At 60.0% G+C, this 24,717-nt stretch carries 22 protein-coding genes and 2 tRNA genes; all 24 read right to left on the bottom strand.

The features are described from left to right. Positions 1-62 precede the first annotated feature (62 nt). Positions 63-497 carry a hypothetical protein gene (locus tag K6T64_RS05655; RefSeq protein ID WP_288008947.1) on the bottom strand — a complete coding sequence of 145 codons (435 nt, stop codon included), beginning with the start codon at positions 495-497 and terminating at the stop codon, positions 63-65. 375 nt (positions 498-872) lie between these two features. Then, positions 873-2,141, bottom strand: coding sequence for a hypothetical protein (locus K6T64_RS05650; RefSeq protein ID WP_170085207.1), 1,269 nt, complete (start codon positions 2,139-2,141; stop codon positions 873-875). A gap of 12 nt (positions 2,142-2,153) precedes the next feature. Beyond that, on the bottom strand, positions 2,154-3,101 hold the full coding sequence (locus tag K6T64_RS05645; RefSeq protein WP_288008944.1) for a hypothetical protein: 948 nt from the start codon (positions 3,099-3,101) through the stop codon (positions 2,154-2,156). Next, positions 3,098-4,333 (bottom strand): LysM peptidoglycan-binding domain-containing protein, encoded by a 1,236-nt coding sequence (locus tag K6T64_RS05640; protein WP_288008942.1) that lies wholly within the window; start codon positions 4,331-4,333, stop codon positions 3,098-3,100. The genes K6T64_RS05645 and K6T64_RS05640 overlap by 4 nt, the downstream gene beginning before the upstream one ends. Before the next feature lie 235 nt (positions 4,334-4,568). After that, positions 4,569-5,855, bottom strand: a complete 1,287-nt coding sequence (gene hemL, locus K6T64_RS05635; protein ID WP_288008940.1) for a glutamate-1-semialdehyde 2,1-aminomutase — start codon at positions 5,853-5,855, stop codon at positions 4,569-4,571. An 11-nt stretch (positions 5,856-5,866) separates the two neighbouring features. After that, on the bottom strand, positions 5,867-6,928 hold the full coding sequence (ahbA, locus tag K6T64_RS05630; protein ID WP_170085203.1) for a siroheme decarboxylase subunit alpha: 1,062 nt from the start codon (positions 6,926-6,928) through the stop codon (positions 5,867-5,869). Positions 6,929-6,940: 12 nt separating this feature from the next. After that, entirely contained in the window at positions 6,941-7,918 is a 978-nt protein-coding gene (hemB, locus tag K6T64_RS05625; protein WP_100667161.1) for a porphobilinogen synthase, read from the bottom strand. A 16-nt stretch (positions 7,919-7,934) separates the two neighbouring features. Beyond that, the gene (gene cobA, locus K6T64_RS05620) at positions 7,935-9,482 is read right to left on the bottom strand and encodes a uroporphyrinogen-III C-methyltransferase (protein ID WP_288008937.1); all 1,548 of its coding nucleotides are present in this window, start codon (positions 9,480-9,482) and stop codon (positions 7,935-7,937) included. Continuing rightward, positions 9,475-10,407 carry a hydroxymethylbilane synthase gene (gene hemC, locus K6T64_RS05615; protein WP_288008935.1) on the bottom strand — a complete coding sequence of 311 codons (933 nt, stop codon included), beginning with the start codon at positions 10,405-10,407 and terminating at the stop codon, positions 9,475-9,477. The genes cobA and hemC overlap by 8 nt, the downstream gene beginning before the upstream one ends. Continuing rightward, on the bottom strand, positions 10,340-11,071 hold the full coding sequence (locus K6T64_RS05610) for a precorrin-2 dehydrogenase/sirohydrochlorin ferrochelatase family protein (RefSeq protein ID WP_288008934.1): 732 nt from the start codon (positions 11,069-11,071) through the stop codon (positions 10,340-10,342). The genes hemC and K6T64_RS05610 overlap by 68 nt, the downstream gene beginning before the upstream one ends. 14 nt (positions 11,072-11,085) lie before the next feature. Continuing rightward, positions 11,086-11,901, bottom strand: a complete 816-nt coding sequence (locus K6T64_RS05605; protein WP_170085198.1) for a cytochrome C assembly family protein — start codon at positions 11,899-11,901, stop codon at positions 11,086-11,088. Positions 11,902-11,912: 11 nt separating this feature from the next. After that, complete coding sequence (gene hemA / locus K6T64_RS05600) at positions 11,913-13,286, bottom strand: glutamyl-tRNA reductase (protein ID WP_483306131.1); 1,374 nt, start codon at positions 13,284-13,286, stop codon at positions 11,913-11,915. A gap of 97 nt (positions 13,287-13,383) precedes the next feature. Further along, entirely contained in the window at positions 13,384-13,983 is a 600-nt protein-coding gene (yihA, locus tag K6T64_RS05595) for a ribosome biogenesis GTP-binding protein YihA/YsxC (RefSeq protein WP_288008931.1), read from the bottom strand. Positions 13,984-13,996: 13 nt separating this feature from the next. Further along, positions 13,997-16,282, bottom strand: a complete 2,286-nt coding sequence (lon, locus tag K6T64_RS05590) for an endopeptidase La (RefSeq protein WP_483306130.1) — start codon at positions 16,280-16,282, stop codon at positions 13,997-13,999. Between the two features lie 153 nt (positions 16,283-16,435). Then, complete coding sequence (gene lonB, locus K6T64_RS05585) at positions 16,436-18,124, bottom strand: ATP-dependent protease LonB (protein WP_288008929.1); 1,689 nt, start codon at positions 18,122-18,124, stop codon at positions 16,436-16,438. 112 nt (positions 18,125-18,236) lie between these two features. Continuing rightward, positions 18,237-19,502 carry an ATP-dependent protease ATP-binding subunit ClpX gene (gene clpX / locus K6T64_RS05580; protein ID WP_013074699.1) on the bottom strand — a complete coding sequence of 422 codons (1,266 nt, stop codon included), beginning with the start codon at positions 19,500-19,502 and terminating at the stop codon, positions 18,237-18,239. A gap of 12 nt (positions 19,503-19,514) precedes the next feature. After that, positions 19,515-20,105 carry an ATP-dependent Clp endopeptidase proteolytic subunit ClpP gene (gene clpP, locus K6T64_RS05575; RefSeq protein ID WP_100667153.1) on the bottom strand — a complete coding sequence of 197 codons (591 nt, stop codon included), beginning with the start codon at positions 20,103-20,105 and terminating at the stop codon, positions 19,515-19,517. Positions 20,106-20,196: 91 nt separating this feature from the next. Continuing rightward, positions 20,197-21,486, bottom strand: a complete 1,290-nt coding sequence (gene tig, locus K6T64_RS05570) for a trigger factor (protein ID WP_170085194.1) — start codon at positions 21,484-21,486, stop codon at positions 20,197-20,199. Positions 21,487-21,702: 216 nt separating this feature from the next. Next, a tRNA-Arg gene (locus K6T64_RS05565) sits at positions 21,703-21,779 on the bottom strand. Positions 21,780-21,784: 5 nt separating this feature from the next. Next, positions 21,785-21,858, bottom strand: a tRNA-Gly gene (locus tag K6T64_RS05560). Between the two features lie 131 nt (positions 21,859-21,989). After that, positions 21,990-22,613, bottom strand: a complete 624-nt coding sequence (gene rdgB / locus K6T64_RS05555) for an RdgB/HAM1 family non-canonical purine NTP pyrophosphatase (protein WP_170085193.1) — start codon at positions 22,611-22,613, stop codon at positions 21,990-21,992. Positions 22,614-22,677: 64 nt separating this feature from the next. Further along, positions 22,678-23,670 carry a GerMN domain-containing protein gene (locus K6T64_RS05550; RefSeq protein ID WP_232059816.1) on the bottom strand — a complete coding sequence of 331 codons (993 nt, stop codon included), beginning with the start codon at positions 23,668-23,670 and terminating at the stop codon, positions 22,678-22,680. A gap of 140 nt (positions 23,671-23,810) precedes the next feature. Continuing rightward, the gene (locus K6T64_RS05545) at positions 23,811-24,254 is read right to left on the bottom strand and encodes a MarR family winged helix-turn-helix transcriptional regulator (RefSeq protein WP_100667150.1); all 444 of its coding nucleotides are present in this window, start codon (positions 24,252-24,254) and stop codon (positions 23,811-23,813) included. Positions 24,255-24,329: 75 nt separating this feature from the next. Next, positions 24,330-24,557, bottom strand: a complete 228-nt coding sequence (locus K6T64_RS05540) for a helix-turn-helix domain-containing protein (protein WP_013074693.1) — start codon at positions 24,555-24,557, stop codon at positions 24,330-24,332. Between the last annotated feature and the right edge of the window lie 160 nt (positions 24,558-24,717).

The following is a 24,717-nucleotide window of genomic DNA, read 5'->3' as shown; positions in this document are numbered from 1 at the left end:
TTTCACATCTTTGCTATCATAAACACGGCACCTTCGACTTGTCAAATGCTGTCGAATGTGTATCACTTTTTCTTCTTTTTCCGGCGCCGCTGGGCTTGCCTCTCTGCCCGCCGGGCCTCTTGTCGCCGTCGCCGCTGTTCTTCACTGTACCGTTTTCCCCTGACCATCAACCAGGTGCCGGCCAAATCCACCGCAGCCAGGAGGATGACCTGTTGGATCAGAAATTGACGCAGGACCTCAGCAGGAGCGCTCCCGGTAAACAGGGTTCCCCTGTGCACCGCGAGATAGACCCCAAGGGTCAGGATTCCCGCTACCGCGCCCGCCAGACCTCCACCCACATGTGGACGGCTGGACAGTTGGCGCACCGCCCCATTGATGGCCACCACCATAGCCGCGGGAAAGATCACAGGGTACCAATCGCCCTTTATAGCGACCACGACAGCCCCAATCACCCCCAGTCCGATTCCCCATGATAGTCCGTCACGCCACTCCTTCACTTCACGACCTCCATCCTACCGAACATTCAGGTGGCCTAAGCCCGTATTCATTCGTTTTGGGCCCGTCCTACCGGTTCTTTTGCACCTTTTCATCATACCATGTTTTTTCCCGACCGGCGCAAAAGGGAAAGGGAAACGAAACCTGGGTAAAGCCACACTAAAACGAGCCCGGCTTCCCGAGAAAGGGGGGCCGGGCTTGAACCCGATTTTGGGAATGTGCATAGGTATAGAGAGACCGCCGCCCATAAAGGGACGCGGGCCGAGGAGAGGATTGCCGTGCCAAAGTTCCTTCACGACATCGTGAATATCGTCAAGTTGTTGCTTCTGACGGCCATCGGACTGCTATTTTTGCGTGCGATGCTCTATCCGAATGCCCTAGACATGTTCATTCTCATGATGCTGTTCGTAGTTCTCGTCGCGATGTTCGCCGGCCGGTGAAAGACAGGGGTCCGCGTCAGACAACCACGGATCCCGCCCGGTGCGCGTTTTTTTGGTCTTTCGCCCCGTTCCCGCAACCCGATAACCCGAAGCAGACTGTAGCGCCAACCGGACAGCCGGAGCGCGCCTCCGGGAGATGCTCCCTGATGCGTTCACCACATCTGCGTCTGGCAACGTTTTTGAAACGGCGGGGTGCGGCCCAAAGGAATGCACCAGCCGGTCCGCTATGTCCCGCCACTCCCGGCGCCTTCGCTCGTTGACCCCGAACCAATCCGCCCGGCCCGCCAACTCTTGAGCCCTGCGGGTCCACCGCGCCGCCGTCTCGAACCACTCTTCATCCGGGCGTCTTTGCGGACTCCAGAGGATCAGGGCAATCCCGAATTTTCGATCGTCGGGAAAAGGAGTCACCTCTCGATATGCGTGGATCCAACTCTCCCATCGCTTGGGATCCACCGCCCGCCCGCCGTAGCGCAAGAGGAGCCCGGCGATGTCTTCGAAGGGCGCCCCCGGTCGGCACCTGTTGGCCCGGCGGAGCCACCATGCCCCTTCCCCACCGTCGACCCAGTCATCCACTCGGTCGAAAGCGCCCACCGCCCCACCGGCGGCCGTGTCCAAACTCCACCGCCTCGGTAGATCCCATTTTGACGCCCAGGAGTGCCAAGCCGCAAAAAGCCCCTCCAACATCGCCCGGTGGTCTTCCGGAGCCCCCTCGATGAAGGCCATCCAGTTTTGCTCCAGGCGCTCGGGCAACGGATCAACACACCGGGGCCAGGCCGGCGTGGGACCCAGGGCCACCCGATGCCACCAAGCGGCATGGGCAAACAATTGCCGAATTGTCCCCCCCACCGGAGGTGGAGAAGGACCTTCCCACGATCGGCAGGCGGCTAAAACCCGGTCCTTCCATCGGACCAGCCGGCTTCCATCCAGACCCGGTAAATATGGACTAACCGGAAAACCCCGGTCTGAGGCAAACTGGACCACCCTGGCCACATAGTCGCCCCAAACCGGGGTTCGAAAGACGTGCAGTTCAATCTTGTACAACGGGTGCCGCATTCGGAAGACAGCCCCTTCTCCAGCGAAGGGTTCGTCATTCTCCTCCCCGGACTCCGGCCGGGGCTCCCAGGCCGCAGGCGGCCAACCGTAGAGGCGCTCCACCCACCGCCAGATCGCTTCCCGGCGGCGGAGCGCCATGTCTTGGCCTGTCATGGGTTCATCCCCCTACACCGAATGATCCAACCACGCCGGAAACCGGCTTAGACCTTCAGCCCAAGCGGCAGCATATTCCGATGCGGCCCTGGAGTCCGTTCTCAGGAGAGGCCATCGGTGAGGAAATCGCAGATACGCCTCCAGGATGACCTCCGCAGCCCGCACATCCCGGGGGGCCCATCCGCTCGCCAACCAAACAGACCGAAGCCCATCGAGAAAAGGGAGCCATTCGTCCGGTTTGGCGATCATGAGATTCTCGGCCAGAGTAGCTGCATCGTACAGCGGCAAGTCTCCGATGGCCGCCCGGAGATCGCCCGGCCGCTCCCAAAGGGTCGCCACGGTCTCTAAACGCCAGCGACCCAAACAACAGAGACGGTTCTTCTGAGCCCGCTCCGACCATCTGCGGTAATCTCCTTCCTCCAACAACGCCAGGGCCTTCTGGCCCCCTTCTCGAAACGCCCTCACGGCGCCGCCGTCTGCATCCGGCGTTTCGGCGACCACGCGGTCGAGGGCAGTTAAACTCCGGCGGAATCCCGCTACCCAGGTTCCGTAGCGATCCGCCTTTCCGGATCCAGGCCGCGGGTGTCGGGCGAGCACCTTCACGAGCGCCCCCGTTACGGTACCGAGACTACGCCCATCCCCAGGGAGGATGACACTGGCCTCACCGGGGATCCACAGGCTGTACGTCCATCCGCCGGTCTCCACCCACAATCGCCCGCCAGGTCCCGCCGCCGGTCGGGGAAGAGCGACGACCCCTTCCGCTTCCAGGTCCTTCAAGACCTCCAGTCTCCACCGCAGGTTTTCGGGGGAAGAATCTCGGACGACGACGTAGCGGTGCCCGCCGCTCTCTACTTCAAACTCCCCATCGCCCTGGGACATGGGCACAACGTCGGCCAATCCGTACCACCAGGACACCGATTCCAGGATCGATCCCTTGGGTGCCATCCCTTGCCCCGTCATTCTTTCCGACGCCTCGGCACCACGAGCCACTGGCCCGGTTGGACGATTTCTCCGGACAACCCGTTGAGACGCATCAGATCGGTCACCGGCACCCGGTACTCTTCGGCAATCCCGAGCAGGCTCTCCTGCTCGTTCACCCGTCGGAACGTCAGTGTGGCGCTAGCGGGCATTTCCGCGCGTTGATACAATTTCGCCCAAGCGAAAGATTCGGGTCGCTCCTGTCCTGCCCTCACTGCGGTGACAGCAACCCGCTCACCTTCATCCACTGCCGTGGCAGCACCCGGTTCCTCCTCCATTTCTTCCCCAACCGATTCCTCGGTCAGCGGCACCTCAGGCAGCGAATCTGCCGGCCGCTCTTTTTCGCCGACCGCCCAGCCCGACCCTTTCTCCGTGAAATCCACTGGCACATCGGCCGGACCCGTATCTACAAAGCCCGAAGTGTCGTCCGCCACTCGCCCGTCTGGATGCTCCTCCCCGTCGACGCCCCTCTCCCCGGCGTGATCCGCATCCGCCTCCGGATCATCAGATCCACCCGCAGGATCGCCAGCTGGACTCGCCTGTTCTTCTCGAACGGACGACAGTTCCACCCCGGGTACCGGATCCATGGGACCCGTCGTCCACCCCGGCGGTGCACTCACAGGATCTTGACCGGCCTGGAACTCGAAAGAAGGTAAATCCTCCGCGGCTTCAGAAATCTCCTCCGGTTGGTCGGGCAACGACCTGCGGCCGACCTCCGTCGTTTCACCCGCCCCTTCCGGCCAAAACCCTTCTTCCTGGTCACCGCAGCGAAAATAATACCCCGTCGCTGAGAATCCGTCGACGATGAGATCCGCCCGGAGCTGAAGAACTCCGGGGCCGAGCACGTGAACGTCCCAGGAGCCCAGGCGCGTTTTGACGTGCAAGACCTCGCCCTCCTGGTCCTCCGCCCGCACCCGCAGCTCAAAGGGCAGCTTCTCTCGGATACTTTTGAGAGCGCCTTGATCCGCCACCGCATCGAACAAAAAACCCTCGGGCCGAGTCCAACCATCTCCCCGTCGATCCTCGGGAGGAGCGGCATACCCGATCACTTCAATATACCCTTCCAGGATGTAAGCGTCCCCCTCTCGGGAGAAGGAAGTGATCTCCGTGGCCAGGGCCATGTCCTCTAACGATTCATCCCCCTGCAACTCCGGGATTTCGCACTGGCGGTCGACACGCACCTGAATGGTCCGTTGCCGTTTTCCTTCCCGCACCCCGGTGCCCTCCCTTCATCGACCGCGCCCGCCCGCGGTCGCCCCGAGCGCCGCGTACGGGCAGTCTGTTCCCTTTAGGTCTATGTGTCCGGGAAATGTCCTATGACCGCTGGTCAAGCCATCCCATGCAAGAAGGCGGAACTTCGTCTCTCGCCCGAAGTTCCGCCCGACTCCTTGTGCCCGCCCAATTCCACACTCTCTCTTCACCGCACCGGAGATCTCCCATCGGTGTCGGTTACAACCGTTTCAGAGCATTCCGATGGGCCTCCAAAGTCCGATCCAGGTCCGCGTCACTGTGTGCCGTGGACAAAAACCGGGCCTCCAGTTGCGCGGGGGGCAGGTACACCCCTCTCTCCAGCATCAACCGGTGATATTTTGCAAAACGGCGCCCATCGGCCCGTTTGGCGCTTTCGTAATCCACCACCGGCTCCTCGCTAAAATAAAACCCGTACATGGAGCCGGACGCCGCCGCATACACCGGGATCCCCGTCTCCCGGGCCGCCTCCACAAGCCCGTCCACCAACCGTTTGCTCATCTCTTCGAAGCGCCGATACACGTCCTCGTTCAGATGGGAAAGGGTTGCGAGCCCTGCGGCCATGGCCAAGGGATTTCCGGAAAGGGTCCCCGCCTGATACACCGGACCCGCCGGTGCCACCAACTCCATAATCGACCGTTTTCCTCCAAATGCCCCGACCGGGAGGCCCCCGCCGATCACTTTACCGAACGTCGTGAGATCGGGATCGATCCCAAACCGCTCCTGGGCGCCCCCTCTGGCCACCCGAAACCCGGTCATGACCTCGTCAAAAATCAGCAACGCCCCGTACTCCCGGGTGATCTCCCGCAGTCCTTCCAAAAAGCCCGCCCGGGGAAGAACCAACCCCATGTTGCCCGGTACTGGTTCCACGATCACCGCGGCAATCCCCTCGCCGACCTTCGCAAACGTGTCACGAACAGCGTCGAGGTCGTTATAAGGCAAGGCTATGGTATTGGCGGTCACCCCCTCGGGTACGCCGGGGCTGTCCGGCAGTCCCAGGGTGGCAACACCAGAGCCCGCCTTGACCAGGAAACTATCCCCATGGCCGTGATAACAACCGATGAATTTCACCACCCGATCCCGGCGGGTGTAGGCCCGGGCCACCCGCAGGGCGCTCATGGTCGCCTCGGTGCCCGAGTTAACCATGCGGACGACTTCCACCGAAGGCATCAGTTGGCAGACCCTTTCCGCCAACTCGGTTTCCAATAGGGTGGGGGCTCCGAAACTAGTCCCCCGAGCGGCGGTCTCGGTGATCGCCCTCACCACATCCGGGTGGGCGTGGCCGAGGATGAGCGGGCCCCAGGACAAACAGTAATCAATGTACTCGTTTCCATCGATGTCGATCAGATGCGACCCCCGGCCCTCGGCAATGAAAACCGGGGGACCTTCCACCGCATGAAATGCCCGCACCGGACTGTTCACGCCGCCGGGCATCACTTTCTGCGCCGCTTCGTAGGCCCGCTCCGACCGTGTAGTCCCCTGAAACATCCCGACGCCTCCTATGCCCCGAGGCCGACCCGGGGCAGATATTTCTCCTCCCAAGCTTCCATTTCCGGGGTAAAGTATTGGACCCGGGTCTTTTTATATTCTTTCGTCGAATACAGAGCCCGCATCTCCCGGATGCCGGTCTCCCCGGCAATCGCTCCGAGAACGGCTTCACATTCCTTGACCGTGCGGCCGTGGACCATCGTAAAGATGTTATAGGGCCAGTCCTCGTAGGTGGGACGGAGGTAACAGTGGCTCACCGCCGCATACGACGCCATTTTCGCCCCCACCTCATCCGCCCGATCTTCGGGTACGGCCCAAACCCCCATGGCGTTAGCCCTAAAACCCGCCTCCCTGTGGTGCAACACGGCGGAAAACCGGCGCATCAGCTTTCGGTCGAGCAGGGACTGGGCCCCAGCCAAAAGGGCCTCGGTCTCGATCCCCAGGGCCTTGGCGGCGGGATCAAAGGGCCGCACCACCAGCGGAATGTCTTTTTGCAACTCCCGGATCAGCCCCTTATCCGCTTCGGTGAGGGGCTGTCCCTTGGGGATTTCCCGATCCCGGTCGCTGTAAGCCGCCTCCGTCGCCTTTCGGGTGACATTTTGCTTCCCCGTCACATCCAGTTGCACACCGATCTTGTACAACCGGAGCGTCGGCAGCATCCGAATCGAATCCACCCCGGCGAGCTCCCCTAGAAGCTGTACCGTCCGCTCCAGCCCGATCCGGCTATCCGGGGGTACGGCGATGGTGAACCACAGGTTGAACTCGTGATTCCGGCGGTAATTATGAGAAACTCCCGGGTGCTCATTAAACACCCGGGCCGCGTCTTCCAGCCGGGTGGGATTCACCCGGGCCGCCACCAGACTGGAACGGTACCCCAGGCTCCGGGTGTCGAAAATCGCCGAGATCTGCCGAATCACCTTGCCTTTCAGGCGTTGAATTCGCTCCAACGCCTCCTCCTGGCTCACGCCGCACCTTTCCCCCACCACCCGAAACGGCTCCGGGTCTAAGGGAAAGGACGATTGAATCAGATTCAGCAATTCCCGATCGATGTCGTCCATTTCAAATTTTGCCATTGTCCCGCCTCCTTATCCCCGATCTTCCCGGAGCCAACGGGCGACATCTTTCGCAAAATAAGTGATGATCAGATCCGCACCGGCCCGGCGCAGTCCCAACAGCGATTCCAAAACCACCGCCCGTTCATCGATCCATCCCCTCAAGCCCGCCGCCTTGATCATGGAATATTCCCCGCTCACCTGATAAGCGGCCACAGGGACATCAAAGCGCTCGCGAAGGTCCCGAATGATGTCCATGTAGGCCATGGCCGGCTTGACCATAATGACGTCCGCACCTTCATCGAGATCGCTCCGGGCTTCCCGGATCGCCTCCCGGCGGTTGGCGGGGTCCATTTGATGACTCCGCCGGTCGCCAAACTGCGGGGCGGAATCCGCCGCTTCCCGGAACGGACCGTAGAACGCGGACGCGTATTTCACCGCGTAGGACATGACGGGTACGTGCTCAAAGCCCCGCTCGTCCAGAGCCGACCGAATCATTTTCACCCGTCCGTCCATCATGTCGGAGGGCGCCACCAGGTCGGCCCCGGCGGCGGCGTGGGAAAGAGCGGTTTGCGCCAGGAGAGGGAGGGTTTCGTCATTGAGGATGACTCCATTCCGGACGATGCCGCAATGTCCGGCGGGATTGTACTGACAGAGACAGACATCGGTGGCGACCACCATCTCCGGAACTTCTTCTTTGACCGCCCGAATGGCCTGTTGCACGATGCCCCTCTCATCGTAAGCTTCGGAACTTCGCTCGTCTTTGTGGGCGGGGATCCCGAACAACAGAATCGACCGCACCCCGAGCTCCGCCAGTTCCACCGCCTCCCGGCGAAGTTCATCCACACTCAGGTGCTCCACGCCGGGCATGGAGGAAATCGGCTCCCGAACCCCGCTGCCGTGCACCGCAAAGAGTGGGTACATGAGTGTCTCTATCGAAAGGCGGTTCTCCCGCCACAGATCTCGCATGCCCGGCGTCCATCTCAACCGGCGATGCCGATCGAATTGCATGTGATCATCCCCCGTTTCATATGGCTCCGGCTTCCATCTCCCGGGCCAAAAGGTCCACCAAGCTATCAACGGTGGCCTGCTCGGCCACCCCCGCCACCTTCAGCCCCAGTTCCCGGGCAGTGGCTGCGGTCACCGGGCCGATGCAAAAGGCGGGAACATGCTCTAGCCATGGCCTCGCCTCTTCCCCGATGCCCTGGAGAAAAAATCGCACCGTAGACGAACTGGTGAAAGTCACGGCGTGAATCCGCCCCTCCCGGAGCAGGCCCCGAACCTCCTCCGCCCCTTCGCACCCGGGCTCCGTCCGGTACGCCTCCGCCTCGACCACCGCGGCTCCAGCCGCGGAAAGCACCTCCGGAACATCCCGGGACGCGAGGTTCGATCGGGGCAAGAGGACCACATCCCCGGAGGCGATGTGAGGAACAAGGGTCTCTGCCAAGGCTTGGCCCCGGTATTCCGAAGCCGTCAACTCAGGAATGACTCCCCGCTCCCGCAGTGCCTCCGCCGTCGCCGGGCCCACCGCTGCCATCCGAACCCCAGACAACCGACGGACGTCCAACTCCAGCGCTCTCATTCGGGACCATACGCTCTCCACGGCGTGACGGCTGGTCAACACGATCCACTTCAGGTCTGACCGGGTCAGCGCCTCATCCAAATCTGCCCAGGACGCCGGGGGTTCAATTCGGATCGCCGGGAACTCCACCGCTTCCCCGCCCAAATCCTCGATCTGTGCCGACAACGCAGAGGCCTGTTCCCGGGCCCGGGTCACGAGAATGCGCTTGCCAAAAAGCGGCTTCCGTTCGAACCAGTTCAGCCGCTCCCGGAGGCCCACCACTTCTCCCACCACAATAACCGCCGGGGAGCGAAAGTTCCGCCTCCGGACCTCGTCGACGATGGTATCCAAAGTCCCGGTCACCGTTTCCTGTTCCATTCGGGTGCCCCAGCGGATCAGGGCCACCGGCGTCGTGCCCGGACGGCCGTGTGCGGTCAACTGCTCGACAATGCCGGCGAGTCGCCCGACCCCCATGAGAAAAATCAACGTGCCCACCCCGGTGGACAGCCGGTCCCAATCGATCCACGACGTCTCTTTCTCCGGATCCTCGTGGCCGGTGACCACCGCAAAGGAAGGCGTATGGTCCCGATGGGTCACAGGAATTCCGGCATAGGCTGGCACCGCCACCGCCGAGGTCACCCCCGGCACCACTTCAAAGGGAATGCCGTGCTCCACCAGAAACTCGGCCTCTTCTCCTCCCCGGCCGAAAACAAAGGGGTCTCCCCCCTTCAGGCGGACCACCGTTTTACCATCCTGGGCCAGGCGCACCAACAGTTCCTGGATCTCATCCTGGGTCAGGGTGTGCCGGCCCTCTGCCTTTCCCACATAAATCCGCTCGGCGTCCGGCCGGAGGTAGCGCAACAGGCGGGGCGAAGCCAGGCGATCATACACCACGGCATCGGCCTTTTTTAGACACTCCATGCCCTTCACCGTGATCAACCCGGGATCCCCCGGACCAGCCCCCACCAAGTACACCGTCCCCGGTTTCCCGGTCCGCCCTTCCCCTTCACCCACCGAGTTCCGCCTCCTCCCGGGTTTCCTGTAGAATTCTGCCGGCACCGAGTTCAACGAGATCTGCCGCCGCCCGGCGGCCCACCTCAGCGGGATCTTCCCCTTGCACCACCACCCGAAACAATTCACTCCCGTCAGGCCGGGCCACCATGGCCGCCAATCGAATATGTCCATCCCGAATCTCCGCCAGGGCCCCGATGGGCACCTGGCAGCCCCCCTCCAGCGCCGCCAAACAAGTCCTTTCCGCTTCCACCGTCCTTCGGGCCGCCGCGTCTTCCACAGACGCCAGGGATCGCCGGGTGTCTTCATCGGCTTCCCGGCACTGCACGGCCAACGCTCCTTGACCGACGGCGGGCAGACAAATCTCCGGAGACAGGTACTCGGTGATGCGATCCCCGAGCCCGAGCCGCACAAGCCCGGCCGCTGCCAGAACCACCGCATCCACCTCTCCGGCCGCCAATTTGCGAAGGCGGGTATCGACATTGCCCCGCAGGGGAATAAATGCAAGGTCCGGCCGATATCGGCGCAGCTGGGCCACCCGGCGCAGGCTGCTCGTCCCCACCCGGGCGCCGGAGGGGAGATCATCAAAGGGCCGGCCATCCCGGGTGATGACCGCATCCCGGGGATCCTCTCGCCGGGGCACAGCACCGACCACCGTTCCCGGGGCCAACTGGGCCGGCAAATCTTTCAAACTGTGCACCGCGGCGTCGATCCGCTTCTTCAGGAGCGCCCGCTCGATTTCTTCGACAAAGAGGCCCTTGCCGCCCACCCGGGAAAGCGGCAGGTGAAGAACCTGATCCCCCCGGGTGGTCATGGGCACCACCTCGGCCGAAAGGCCCGGAACCCGTTTCTGCCACTGTTCAATCACCCAGCGGGTCTGGGTCATGGCCAGAGCGCTTTTTCGCGATCCGATCCGCAGAATCCCCATGATCCCCCGCCCCCCATCTCTCTAGAATGGCTTCGAGAACCGCCTTCGCCCCCGGCGCATCGCCGGAACGCCACCTGTCCAGCGCCTGAGACCTCCAAATCTCCGCAAAGGCTTCCCGCCGCTCCGAAACCCCGACCCCCGCTGCCCGCAACCTCTGTCTCGCTTCCACCATCTGCTCCACAAAAGGCCCATAAGCGGGGTCGATCACCTCTTCCAACAGCTTCCGAAACGCCTGAGCCAACCAGGGGCTTCCCCCGGCGGTGGAGACCGCCACCGTCAACGGCCCTCGGCGAAACGAGGCGGGAACCCGGAGATTGCCGAGTTCCGGCCGATCGGCGACATTGATCCAGACCCCCGAAGCCCGGGCATCCTCCGCCACCCGCCGGTTGACTTCCGGATTCCCGGCCGCCGCAAAAACCAACCGGTACGCCCCGGCTTCTCCCACGTGGTACTCCCGGGGTTCCCAGCGCACCGCCCCCTCCCGAACCCGGCGTTCGAGTTGTGGCGCCAGCTTCGGACTCACCACCGTCACCCGGGCGCCACACTGGATGAGCCCCTCAGTCTTCCGAGCTCCTACAGCCCCGCCTCCCACCACCAGGACCGGCAGCCCCCGCAAATCCAACGCGAGGAGGTAATCACACCGCAACTCTTTCTCCCCCGTCAATACGCCACCTCCGTTCACCAGCGGTGGAACTGGGAGAAATACATACCCACCACCAGATAATTCAGGACAACGCCGCCAAACCCCGCCACCGTAAGCCAGGCCGCCCGCCGAACCGGCCAGCGGGAGGTCACCCGAAGATAAATCACGGCCCCGTACAGAAGCAACAACAACAGGGACGCTAAGGGCTTTGCATCCCACAACAAAGGACGTCCATACTGGAGAACCGTCCAGATCGCCCCGAGAATCATCGAGATCAGCAGCAGTGGAAACCCGATCAAAACCATACGATAAGCCAGGCGGTCCAACCGATCCAGGGCCGGCAGGCGCCGGAATGTGGCGGTAAAACGTTTGGCTTTGAGAAGCCTCTCCTGAATGAGAAACATCACCGAAAAAATGCACGCCAATGAGAAGGCCGTATAACTGAGAAACGCCATCCCCACGTGCATGATCAACAGGTCCCCCTCCCGGGGCACCGACGCCGACGGCCCCCGGTGGGCAAACGTATCCAGTGCCACCACCGCGAATCCGATGAGATTCGCGAAAAACGTGAACAGGTCGATTTTATAAAAATAGTTCACCACCACAGAAACGGCCAGTAACACCCAGGCGAAAACGACCATCGACTCCGAGGTGGACCACACGGGGAAGTGCCCCAGTTCCCGTGTTCGAAATGCCAGAAAAAAAGTCTGCAGCCCCCATACGACGCATAACACAACAAACGCCGCGCGGTTCACGCGGGCATCGGGATTAAGAAAATCGAGAAAATAGAGCAATACGCTAATGGCATAAAGTACGGTCATCCCATCAAATATATAAGTCGCCAGTTGCACCGTGCGTCACCTTAGACGGAACCCAACCGCTGTTGTGCGGCCATGGACCCCAAGGGCATGTCCTGAACGCCCCTCTCCCGGGCCCCGACCTCCTGTTCGACGGCGGTTCCGGAATCGTCGGCCCCTCCAAGCGCAAACAACCGCCGGACCGTCTCCAGATAAAACGTCGCCTCCGGTTCGGTCGCCATCGCTTTCAACTGAAGGATGGGATCGCGAAGCAATTGGTTCACGATACTCATCGTGTGTTTGTGAAGGACCACCCGGTCTCGTTCGCTGAGGTCCGGAAACTTGTTCATCAGGCTCTCCATGACCGAACGTTGAACCTGCATGCCTTTCTCCCGCAAATCCCGTATGAGGGGGATGACCTCTTGCATATTGTACCACTGTTTAAACCCGCTTATCTCTTCTTCTAGAATATCTTCCACCCGGACGGCAGCCCGTTGCCGCTCTTGCAGGTTTTGGGCCACCACTTCCCGAAGGTCATCGATATCATAGAGAAACGCATCGGAAATCTCATTAATGGCCGGATCCATGTCCCGGGGCACTGCGATATCGATCAGCAACAAAGGCCGCTGCCTCCGTCGCCGGCATACCTTCGCCACCATGTCCTGATGGAGGACATACCCCGGCGCTCCGGTGGAACTGATCACGATGTCCGCCTCGGCCAAAGCCAGCGCCAGGGCGGACCAGTCGTAGGCCTCCCCCGAAAACCGATCCGCCAGTTCCCGGGCCCTTTCCCAGGTGCGGTTCACCACCAACACCCGGCTCACCCCTTGGTTCCACAGGTGAGTCGCCGTCAATTCGCCCATCTTGCCCGCGCCGATCAACAGCACCGCTTTATCCCGCATGGAACCGAACACTTTCCGGGCCAATTCCACCGCCGCATAGCTCACGGACACCGCGTGTTGACCGATCTCCGTTTCCGTATGGCCTCGCTTGGCCCCGGTGATCGCCCGCCGGAACAACTGGTTTAACACCGCGCCGGTGTTTCCAGCCGCTTGGGCGTGCTCAAAAGCATCCCGGACTTGGCCGAGAATCTGGGTCTCGCCGAGCACCATCGAATCCAGCCCCGCCGCCACCCGAAACAGATGATGAATCGCCGCGTCGTTCACGTGCAGATAGATGTATCTCGTAAAATCCGCCCGGTCAAGACCGGAAAGATTGGCGAGAAAAAGGCGAAGAAACTGCTCACCCGGGTGAAGGGCGTCCACCACCGCATAGATCTCCGTTCGGTTGCACGTGGACAAAATGACACTTTCAAGAACACTTCGCGTTTCCCGGAGCTGCCCGAGGACCCGTTCCATCTCCTCGGGACCAATGCTGAAACGCTCCCGGATTTCCACGGGCGCAGTGCGATGGTTGACGCCGATCACCAGGATGTGCATAACCTTCACCTCAATCATGGCAAGTCCGCTGCACGGGTCATTTGAATCTTATTATATCATCGACCCGTTCGATCTCCGGATGGAAATTCTGAACGATTTATGAAGGGGGGTGACCCTCCCGCCCTGATAGCCGCTCGACAACCCAGGTCCACACCTGGTCCCGCCCCGCACCCGTTTCGGCCGAAAATACGACGCACCGGCTCGGCTGCAGTGTCGCTTCTACCTGCCGGCGATGGCTTTCCCACCTGCTTCTGGCGATCTTGTCCGCTTTGGTGGCGACCACGAGGACCGCAAGATCATGGACCCGAAGCCATTCCGCCATCAACCGGTCATCGGCGGTGGGGGGGTGACGCAAGTCGACCACGTGGATCACCCCGGCCAAAGATTCGCGGTTCGCGAGAAAGTTCTCCACCATCGCCCCCCATCGGCGCCGTTCACTTTGCGATACTTGAGCATAGCCATACCCCGGTAGATCCACCAGATAGAAGCGAGAATTGATTCGATAAAAATTCAGCGTCCGGGTCCGACCCGGCGTGTTCGAGGTGTGGGCGAGTTTTTTCCGCATAACCAACCGATTAATGAGAGACGACTTTCCGACATTAGATCGCCCGACGAGAGCGAACTCCGGCAGACCGTCCTTGGGGAACCGATCGGGGGAAACTGCGGTCCCTGCGAGAATCGCCTCTGTCACCTGCATACTCCCTCACCCCTCAGGTCGGTTGCAAGACCGGCTCCCCCTGTTCGGCAACCGGGCGAAGGGCTTCTGCCAACACATCGTCCATATGAGACACGTACACAAAGGACAATTGCCGGCGAACTACTTCCGGTACGTCCTGCAGATCCTTCTCGTTATCTTTTGGAAGCAAGACCTTCTGGACGCCGGCTCGGTGGGCGCCAAGGCATTTTTCCTTCACGCCCCCGATGGGCAGCACCCTTCCCCTCAGGGTGATTTCCCCGGTCATCGCCACTTCCCGCGCCACAGGACGCCCTGTCAAGGCAGACACCAAGGCGGTGGCCATGGTGATTCCGGCACTGGGCCCATCTTTAGGAATGGCACCCTCAGGGACGTGGATGTGAACATCGTACTCGTCGGGAAACCCCGGCGGAATCTGTAGTTGCCGGGCCCGGGACCGAATGTAGCTGAAGGCCGCCTGGGCCGATTCCTTCATCACGTCGCCCAACTGGCCGGTGAGGGTCAGCTTTCCTTTGCCGGGAACCACCGCCACCTCAATGGATAACGTATCCCCGCCCGCCTCGGTCCATGCAAGGCCCGTGGCCACCCCCACTTGGTCCGTTTCCTCCGCGGTGCCGAAGCGAAACCGTTCGGGGCCGAGAAAAGCTTGAAGCCGGCTTTTCGTCACCGAAACTTTCTTCTTGCCGTCGACAATCATCCGGGCGGCCTTGCGACACACCGCCGCGATTTCCCGTTCAAGATTCCGGACCCCGGCCTCCCGGGTATAACTTCGAATGATTTTGAGCAAAGTCTCGTCGGAGATCGACAGTTGATCCCGGGTTAAACCGTGGGCCTCCAGTTGCTTGGGAACGAGATACCCCTTGGCGATCCGCAATTTCTCCACCTCGGTATACCCCGGGAGATGAATCACCTCCATACGGTCGAGGAGAGGCTGAGGAATCGTATACGCCACATTGGCGGTGGTGATGAAGAGCACCCGGGACAGATCGTAGGGCACCTCGATATAATGGTCACTGAAGGTATGATTCTGCTCCGGGTCCAGTACCTCAAGCAGAGCCGACGCCGGATCTCCGCGAAAATCATGGCTCATTTTGTCAATCTCATCCAAGAGGAAAACGGGATCCATTTCTCCGGCTTGTTTCATTCCTTGAATGATACGCCCGGGCAACGCCCCCACATAGGTGCGGCGGTGGCCGCGAATCTCCGCCTCATCCCGCACCCCGCCCAGCGAGACGCGGACAAACCGCCGTCCCAGGGCCCGGGCGATCGATTTGGCCAAACTCGTCTTCCCGACTCCGGGCGGGCCCACAAAACAGAGTATAGGCCCTTTTAACCGATGAGCCAGTTTTTGTACTGCGAGATATTCCAGGATCCGCTCTTTCACTTTCTCCAATCCGTAATGATCTTCGTCCAAGACTTGGGACGCCCGATCGATATCAATCTCCCGGGGCTCGGGCTCTTTCCAGGGCAGGGACATCAACCAGTCGATGTACGTGCGGACCACCGATCCCTCGGCCGACGCCTGGGGGATCTTTTCCAGGCGATCGATCTCTTTTTCGATTCGTTCCCGGATCTCACCCGGCATTTCCAGGGCGGCGAGCTGTTCCCGAAGTTGCTCCACTTCGGCCAGGCGACCTTCTTTTTCGCCCAGTTCCTTCTGAATCGCCTTCATTTGTTCCCGGAGAAAATATTCCTTTTGAGTTTTCTCCATCTGCCGCCGCACACGCTGGTTGATCTTTCGTTCGAGTTCCAGGACCTCCCGCTCGTCGGACAAGAGGCGCAACAATTGTTCCAGCCGCTCTTCCACATCGAAGGCTTCGAGGATGGTCTGTTTATCTTTGATCTTGAGGGGCAGGTGAGACGCGATCACGTCTGCCAGCCGTCCCGGCTCTTCAATATCCAGAACGGCCAAATATGTTTCATGGGTGATCTTTTTCGACAAACTCACATATTGCTCAAACTGGTGCAGAACGCTTCTCATCCGGGCTTCGATCTCTGGCGTCGGTTCTCCACTATCTTCATCCACCGTTTCCGCCTCGACCGAAAACACTTCCTCCGTTTCGAGATAGCGAAGGATCCTCGCCCGGCTCAAGCCTTCCACCAGGACGCGGATCGTCCCATTGGGCAGTTTAAGCATCTGTTTGATCTCCGCGACGGTCCCCACCCCGTAAATATCCCCGGTCTGGGGGTCGTCCACATGAGATTCCATCTGCGAGGCAAGCAGAATCTTCCTATTCCCCACCATCGCCCTCTCCAGGGCGTGAACGGACTTTTCCCGTCCCACGTCGAGATGGAGCACCATCGTTGGGAACACCAACAACCCTCGTAAGGGCAATAACGGCAATGTGACCGATTGAGCCACGGTACCGTCACCTCCTGCTTCGCTGCCGCCCAGGCGGCCGATTCGGGGTGCAGCACTCCTATTCTAAAGGAATGTAGACGCCGTGTAAAACGCCTATAAAGACGCATCCGCCTCCAGCCCCGAGCCGGCAGCCGCCACCGCCGGAGCCGGAAGATCCGGGACGGTTGGTAAAGGCGTCCCCTTGAGATAAACCAACGCTTCCCCAAAGTCCCGCACGGGGATGATTTCAAGCTCCGGGTCACAAGACCACCGCTCCGACCAATTGTCATCGGGAATGAGGACTCTTCGGGCTCCTGCCTTCCGAGCCGCCTCAATCTTCGCCGGCACCCCGCCCACCGCTTTGACCGAACCGGACAACGAAATCTCACCCGTTACCGCCAAAAAGCCGTCCACAGGAATCTCCCGGATCGCCGAATACATGGCCATAGCTATCGCCAACCCGGCCGAAGGACCATCTACCGGCACCCCGCCGGGAATGTTGATGTGAACGCTCCAGTCGTCCAGGGCAATCCCGAACCTCCGCAGAACCGTTTCGGCGTTCTCTACCGAACCCTGGGCGGTAGAGCGCCGTTTCATCCGCCGGGCCCCATGGCTCACCTCTTCCTCATCGATGACCCCGGTCACTCGGATCTGGCCAGCACCCGGCCGATATAGGGCACTGGCCTCGATCGGCAACACGCGCCCGACGTTGGGTCCATAAACCGCTAGTCCGTGCACCAATCCCACCGTGGGCCGGCCGGCCACCCGGTGATGCGGCTGTGGAGAATAGCCTGCCACTTGCACGACCCATTCGACGTCCTCGGGTTCGACGCGGTCCCTCCCCTCATTCTGCACCGCCCCTGCTGCGATTTGAACCAGGTTGACCGCGTCCCGGCCATTCCCGGCGTACCCGGCCACCGCCTGAACCGCCTCAGGGGGGATTTCAACCCCGATGCGGCGGGCCGCCCGCTCGGCGATTTGGGCCAATTCATCGGGATATAAAGGGCGAAAATAAATCTCCACGCATCGGGAGCGCAGGGCCGGCGGGAGTTCGTGAGCCGGGCGGGTGGTGGCCCCGATCAAGCGGAAGTCGGCGGGCAGGCCGTTTTGGAACAGATCGTGGATATGGGGCGGAATTGCGGAATCCCCAGGGCGATAATACGCGCTCTCCAGGAGAACCCGGCGATCCTCCAACACTTTGAGCAACTTGTTCATCTGGATGGGGTGTAGCTCCCCGATCTCGTCGATAAACAGAATGCCCCCGTGGGCCCGGGTCACAGCGCCCGGTTTCGGTTGTGGGATGCCCGCGGCCCCCATCGCCCCGGCGCCTTGATAAATCGGGTCGTGCACCGATCCGATCAGCGGGTCGGCGATTCCCCGCTCGTCAAAACGAACAGTGGTGGCATCCACCTCGATAAAGGGGGCCTCCGGCCCGAAAGGAGACTTGGGGTTCTCCTTGGCCTCCTCCAACACCAGGCGGGCAGCAGCAGTTTTACCCACCCCGGGCGGGCCGTAGAGGATCACATGCTGGGGGTGGGGGCCACATAAGGCCGCCCGCAAAGCTTTAATCCCTTCCGATTGGCCAACGATGTCCTCAAACCGTTGAGGGCGCACCCTTTCATTGAGAGGTTCGGTCAACGAAGTCTCCCGTTTACGCGCCCATTCGTCCAAGTCCCGACGGGAGTCCCGGACAGAGAATGGGCCAAAGGTGCGCCCCCCGGATTGGCTTTTCATGACATTCCAGATATAAAACCCGGCCAGCACCAGAAAAACCACTTCCGTCGCCAGCAGCAAAGCGCCCACCGCCGCCCCCTCCCTCGCGGAAAGTCTGGCACTAGTATGCCGCGCTCCCACAAAAACAAACGGAGGGGATTCCTCCCCTCCGCCCAGGTACGGTCTGGCTTCCCGACTGGTTTTACGCCGTTTCTTCTTTCTTTTTCTTCTTACGCCCGTCGGCCTTTACCAGAATTGGAGATTCCTTCAGCAAGACCGTCTCTTTGGTGACCACACATTTGGTGATGTCGTCCCTGGAGGGGATCTCATACATCACGTCCAGCATGATACCCTCGATAATCGCCCGCAGTCCCCGGGCACCGGTGTTTCTCTTAATCGCCTCCCGGGCGATCTCCGTCAGCGCCTCGTCCGTAAACTCCAACTGGACATCATCCAACTCCAGTAACCGTTGATATTGTTTAACCAACGCATTTTTCGGCTCCAGGAGTATCCGCTTCAGTGCCGTCTCATCCAGGGCAGCCAAGGTGGTGATCACCGGGAGGCGCCCGACAAACTCCGGGATCAGGCCATATTTTAACAAGTCCTCGGGAAGGACCTTCGACAGGACTTCATCCCGGCTCAGGTCGGTCCCTCGGGCTTCTTCACTGCCAAACCCGATGACCTTGCGGCCGAGGCGGCGCTTGATGATCTGTTCAAGTCCATCAAAGGCCCCGCCACAAATGAACAAAATATTGCTGGTGTCGATCTGGATGAATTCCTGATGGGGGTGTTTACGCCCACCCTGAGGCGGAACACTCGCCACTGTCCCCTCGAGGATCTTCAACAGGGCTTGCTGGACACCTTCCCCCGACACGTCCCGGGTGATGGAAGGATTCTCCGATTTCCGGGCGATCTTATCGATCTCGTCGATATAAATGATCCCTTTCTCGGCCTTTTCCACGTCGTAATCCGCCGCTTGGATCAACTTGAGAAGAATGTTCTCGACGTCTTCCCCGACGTATCCGGCCTCGGTGAGAGAGGTCGCGTCCGCGATGGCAAAAGGAACGTTGAGAATCCGTGCCAAGGTCTGGGCGAGCAGCGTTTTCCCGCTTCCGGTAGGCCCTATGAGCAAGATATTGCTTTTGGACAGCTCGACGTCATCCGGTTTACCCTGGGCGTTGATCCGCTTGTAATGGTTGTAAACGGCCACGGCCAGGGACTTCTTGGCATGATCCTGGCCAATGACGTATTGGTCGAGGATGGCGCGGATCTCCGTGGGTTTCGGGACATCGGTGAGTTCAAACTCTTCTTCTTCCCCGAGTTCTTCCTCTACGATCTCATTGCACAACTCGATGCACTCGTCGCAAATGTAGACTCCCGGGCCGGCCACCAACTTGCGGACCTGGTCCTGGGTTTTGCCGCAAAAGGAACACTTGAGCTGCCCCTTATCATCGCTGAATTTAAACATCGGCTCACCCCTCTACTTCAGGTCGACGGGCGAGATCACCTCATCGATCAGCCCATACGCCTTGGCTTCCTCGGCGTCCATAAAATTGTCTCGATCCGTATCCCGCTCGATCTTCTCCAAGGGCTGCCCAGTGCGCTCAGACAGAATGCGGTTGATCTTGTCCTTGGTCCTCAGAATCCAGTCGGCGTGAATCTTGATGTCCGCCGCCTGGCCCCGCACGCCGCCCAACGGCTGGTGAATCATGATCTCACTGTTCGGGAGGGCGAAACGCTTCCCTTTGGTCCCCGCGGCCAAGAGAAACGCTCCCATGCTCGCCGCCATACCGATGCACACCGTCGAAACATCGGGCTTAATATATTGCATTGTATCATAAATCGCCATTCCGGCAGTAATGGATCCCCCCGGGCTGTTGATATACAAACGAATATCCTTCTTGTCGTCTTCCGCAGCCAAAAACAGGAGTTGCGCCACCACGAGATTGGCGACGATGTCGTCGATCTCCGTCCCCAAAAAAATGATCCTGTCTTTTAGCAAACGGGAGTAAATATCGTAAGCTCTCTCCCCGCGGCTGCTCTGCTCGATCACCATCGGTACCAGACTCATGGGGACCCCCCTCCATGTGGAAAACGAGGCACCCTCGACGAGGGTACCCGCAAATGAATATCACCTCAGGCTCTTTCTATTGTACACCATGTTACGCCGATGTACTATTGGCCACGAGAAAGTCCACCGTCTTTCGGATCGCCAAATCCTGGCGAAGAGAATCAAGCTGGGACGGGGTCAGCAACTCTTTGAGCCGCGCTACATCCATCCGCATGGATTCCGCCGCTTTCTCCAACTCCGCCTCAACCTCTTCCTCCGTGGGTTCAATACCCTCCTGCTTCTGCACCGCTTCCAGCACGAGACTTGTCCGAACCCGCTTCTCCGCATCCGGACGCATCTGTTCCTTTACTTTCTCCTTGGACGAACCCGTCACCTCAAAATACATCTCCGTGGAAATCCCCTGGCGCTGTAGCCGATCGGCGAAATCGTGGTACAGATGCTCCAGTTCGTGCTCGACCATCACACTGGGGACCTCCACCACCGCCCCTTCGACCACCTTGTCCACCACCTGATTCTCGAGGTAGGTCCTGTGGTCTTGTTCCGCCCTCTGTTCGAGTTTATTCTTGAGATCGGCACGCAATTCCTCCAAGGTTTCAAACTCACTGATATCCTTCGCGAACTCATCGTCCAGCTCCGGCAGCCTCTTGCGTTTAATGTCGTGCAGATGGACCTTAAACAGGGCCTCTTTACCCCGAAGGCCCTCGACATGATAATCATCGGGAAACGTAACCCGGATCTCCCGATCCTCTCCCTGGGCCATGCCGATGAGTTGTTCTTCGAACCCCTGTACAAAAGTGCCAGATCCGATTTCTAATTGGTAATCTTCGCCCTGGCCGCCCTCCAGAGGCTCACCATCGACAAAACCCTCAAAATCGATCATGACGAGATCCTCGTTTTGGACCGTCCCGCCTTCGCCCACAACCTCGATCTGGGCGTGTTGACGGCGCAGGTTCTCCAGTTCCTTATCCACATCCTCCTCGGTAACCGGGAATTCCTTATCTTCCACCGTCACGCCCTTGTAGGTCCCCAATTCTACCTCGGGCTTGACGGTCACCTTCGCCTTAAAAATAAACGGCTTTCCTTTTTCGAGTTGGACGACGTCGATCTCCGGCTGGGACACGGGCTCAATCTGGGCTTCTTCCACCGCCTTGGCATACGCTTCGGGAAGCAGCAAGTCTAAAGCGTCGTTGTAAAGCGCCTCTACACCGAACCGGGCTTCAAAAACAGCCCGGGGAACCCGGCCTTTTCGAAAACCAGGTAAATTTACTTTTTTTACCACTTTTTTGAACGCCTGGTCCAGCGCTTGGGCTAGCGCCCCGGGGTCAACTTCGACTTCCAGGATGCCGAGATTCTTCTCGGTTTTCTCCCATTTCGTGATCATGAACACATGTTCCTCCTTGCCGCCTGTTCACAGTAATCGCCGGCCACGTCATAGTCACTATATCACGGCAACTAAACGGGCGCAATCACAGGAAGACCTAAGTTGCCGCTGGCCGGCCGGACAAAAAAAGACTCCTCCCGGAGTCCTCAAAGCACAGAAACCGCCGGAGCCGGCACCTCGACACCTCTTGGTCCCACCCGGACGAGACCTGATCGTTGGCGTCCCAGGAGGGATTCGAACCCCCGACACATGGCTTAGAAGGCCATTGCTCTATCCAGCTGAGCTACTGGGACAACGGTGGAGCGGGTGATGGGAATCGAACCCACGTAACCAGCTTGGAAGGCTGGGGCTCTACCATTGAGCTACACCCGCACTCTCCGGGGCGGCGCCCTTCCAGCAGAGACGTCCCCCCATTCGCCACAAAGCGTATTATACGAACCCCACCCTACCCCCGTCAAGAGCAACCGCGTGAGGTTCTCTCCCCGGGACCAGAAGCGCCCCTGTTAAACCGACGACGCTCCCGGGGTTCCTCCCCCTGGCCTGGACAATGCCTGGACAAGGGCTTCCAGGGCCCTTTTGCGATGGCTCACTCGATTTTTCGCCTCGGGCGGGGCTTCACCGAAGGTTTGTTGAAGCTCCGGGCTCCAAAACAAAGGATCGTACCCGAATCCTCCACTCCCCCTGGGCTGCGCCAAGATCCATCCCCGAGTCTCCCCGTGGAAGGTGTGAGTCTCCCCCGATGGCTCGACCCAAGCCAGGCAGCAAACGAATCGGGCAGCCCAAGGGGGCGGCGCAGGGCAGCGCTCCAGTTCCGCCAAAAGCAGCCGGTTGTTCTCCTCGTCTGTAGCCCCGGATCCCGCGAACCGGGCCGAAAAAACCCCCGGCCGTCCCCCGAGGGCTTCCACCTCCAGTCCCGAGTCGTCCGCCAGTGCCGGCAGCCCGAGGCGCTCCGCGGCATCCCGGGCTTTGATCAGCGCATTCTCACAAAAAGTCGCCCCGGTTTCCGGGGGCGGTACATACTCGGGGAATGCATTCAGCGGGAATATGTCCCAGCCCAAAGGGCGGAGCATCTCCGTGAACTCCCGGACCTTGCCTTTGTTGTGCGTCGCCAAAACGACGGTATACACGGCGGTTCTTTCCTTTCCTTTCGCCTCTTAAGGCATCATTATATCATGGAGCCCCGCCCTTTCACTACAACTGCGACGTATTGACAAATCGCGGCGCCGACACCGGTTTGGCAAGATCGAGACCCTTCACCACCGGCGTCTCCCCTTTGACCGTGAGTTTCACTTGGGACACATGAACACTTTGTGCAAGAGACAGCACCACAGCGGCCACCGATTGATCTGGTTTTTGGTCATTCCAGAAAGAGCGGTCGAAATCCACGGTGGCGAGATTGCCATCCAGGCTCGTGTGCAACACTTTCGCCCGCGTGGTCACCGGCGAACTCAATCCCTGGATTCCCGGGTCTGTCAACTGAGCCATCGTATCTTTCACCACATCGGTGGAGGAACCCACCGGAAGAATTTTGGTCACGGGCACCAAGTACGTATGATCTCCCGACCCCCCGCTGTAGTACAAGGTCAGCTTCTCCGTATTGGAGGGGTTGATGTTGCCAGCCACATTAAGATTGATACCCATCGCCCGCCCCAGGGGCTGCCCGATCGGGGTTCCCGCTACAGGCATCGTTTGAAGCTGCCGACCGTTCACGAGAATCTGCACTTGCTGGATCGTGGGGAACTCCGTCAACGCCCACACCACGCTATCCACGATTTGCCGTTCTTGTTGAGGCGTCTGATAGTGGAGGACCTCTTTCGAAAAATCGACCTTGGCCAACCCGTTCCGAATGTCCATCCCCAAAACCTTCGTCCCCGGTGGCAGGGATCCCTTTAATCCCCACTTGGCCGCCGTGGCGTCCCCTGGACCGCCCTGAACCATGTACTGGAGAGTCTCCGTAGCAATTCCGGTCACCTTCGGAATCGAATCGGCAATGGGCACCACATAACCCTGCGGGTTCACATAATACATCGTGGCCTGGACCGTTTCACCCACCTGATCTCCCTGAGGCGCGCTCGGCGCCGGGCCTCCTGGAGGCTGATCGACGGGCCCGGAAACAGGGCTGCCAAATCCACAGCCGACAGCGATCATCCCTACCGCTGCCACGATCAACCATCGCCACCGCATCCCCTTCACCGGCCTTCCCTCCTGTCCGTCACGTGCTCATCCCTATATATACGAGCATGACGGGCTGGTATGCCGGTTCCGGGAAGAGGCAAGGGTGAAAAACGCAAAGTAAAAGGCTCCCCACGGGGAACCTCTGCCGATTACTGAATATGGGCGATCAAATCTTTGAGCGCATCGGCCAAAATCGGAACTTTGCCGGGCTCCATACGCGCCAACACACCCCGGAGATAATCCCGACGCGCTTCCAGCACCTGTTCAATCATCGCCAGCCCCCGATCCAAGACCCGGAGCCGCACCACCCGTCGATCGATCGGATCCCGAAGCCTCTCCACCAAGCCATGCCGTTCCAACCGATCCACCAAATCGGTCGTCGTGCTGTACGCGAGAAACATCTTACTGCTCAATTCGCCCATGGTGAGCACGCCATGATCGCGGATCAACATCAGGGCTTCGAATTGAGGAGGTGTGATCTGAAAATTCACATGGATTTCCCGACCCTTCTGACGGACAATGCGGCTGATAAAGCGAAGCTCTTGCTCAATCTCGCTGACCAAATCCTGTCCGGGAACCCACCGCTGTTCCATAGAGGGCCTCCCATTCGCGTTTGCCCCCATTCTAATGTTCCTTACACCGAAACGTCAACGTAGGACCCGGGTTTGTCAAATTTTCAATTCTCCCATGCGGACCAACTCCACCACCGCCTGGGATCTTCCTTTGACATTCAATTTTTTCATGACGTTTGAAATGTGATTGCGCACAGTTTTCTCGCTAATATACAGTTGCTCGGCGATCTCCCTTGTAGTTTTATCTTGAACGAGAAGTTCGAACACCTCGCGTTCCCGAGCGGTCAAGAGTGATTTGCCTCGAACGTCTCCCACCGCTGTCACGGTTGATCCCTCCTTGTACGCGGCGTCAATGACAAGGGCAAGGGATACAGTCAACGTATCCTATGACCGCGCAGCAAGGATGGCAACTCGTCCATCCAGACATCCGCGCCCGCCACAAACCTCCCCGAATCGGGCGGGATGAATTGAGAGAGTTCGGGCG

This window comes from Kyrpidia sp. (assembly GCF_023512215.1).
GTDB lineage: Bacteria > Bacillota > Bacilli > Kyrpidiales > Kyrpidiaceae > Kyrpidia > Kyrpidia spormannii.
This window is presented reverse-complemented; position numbering and strand designations above follow the sequence as displayed.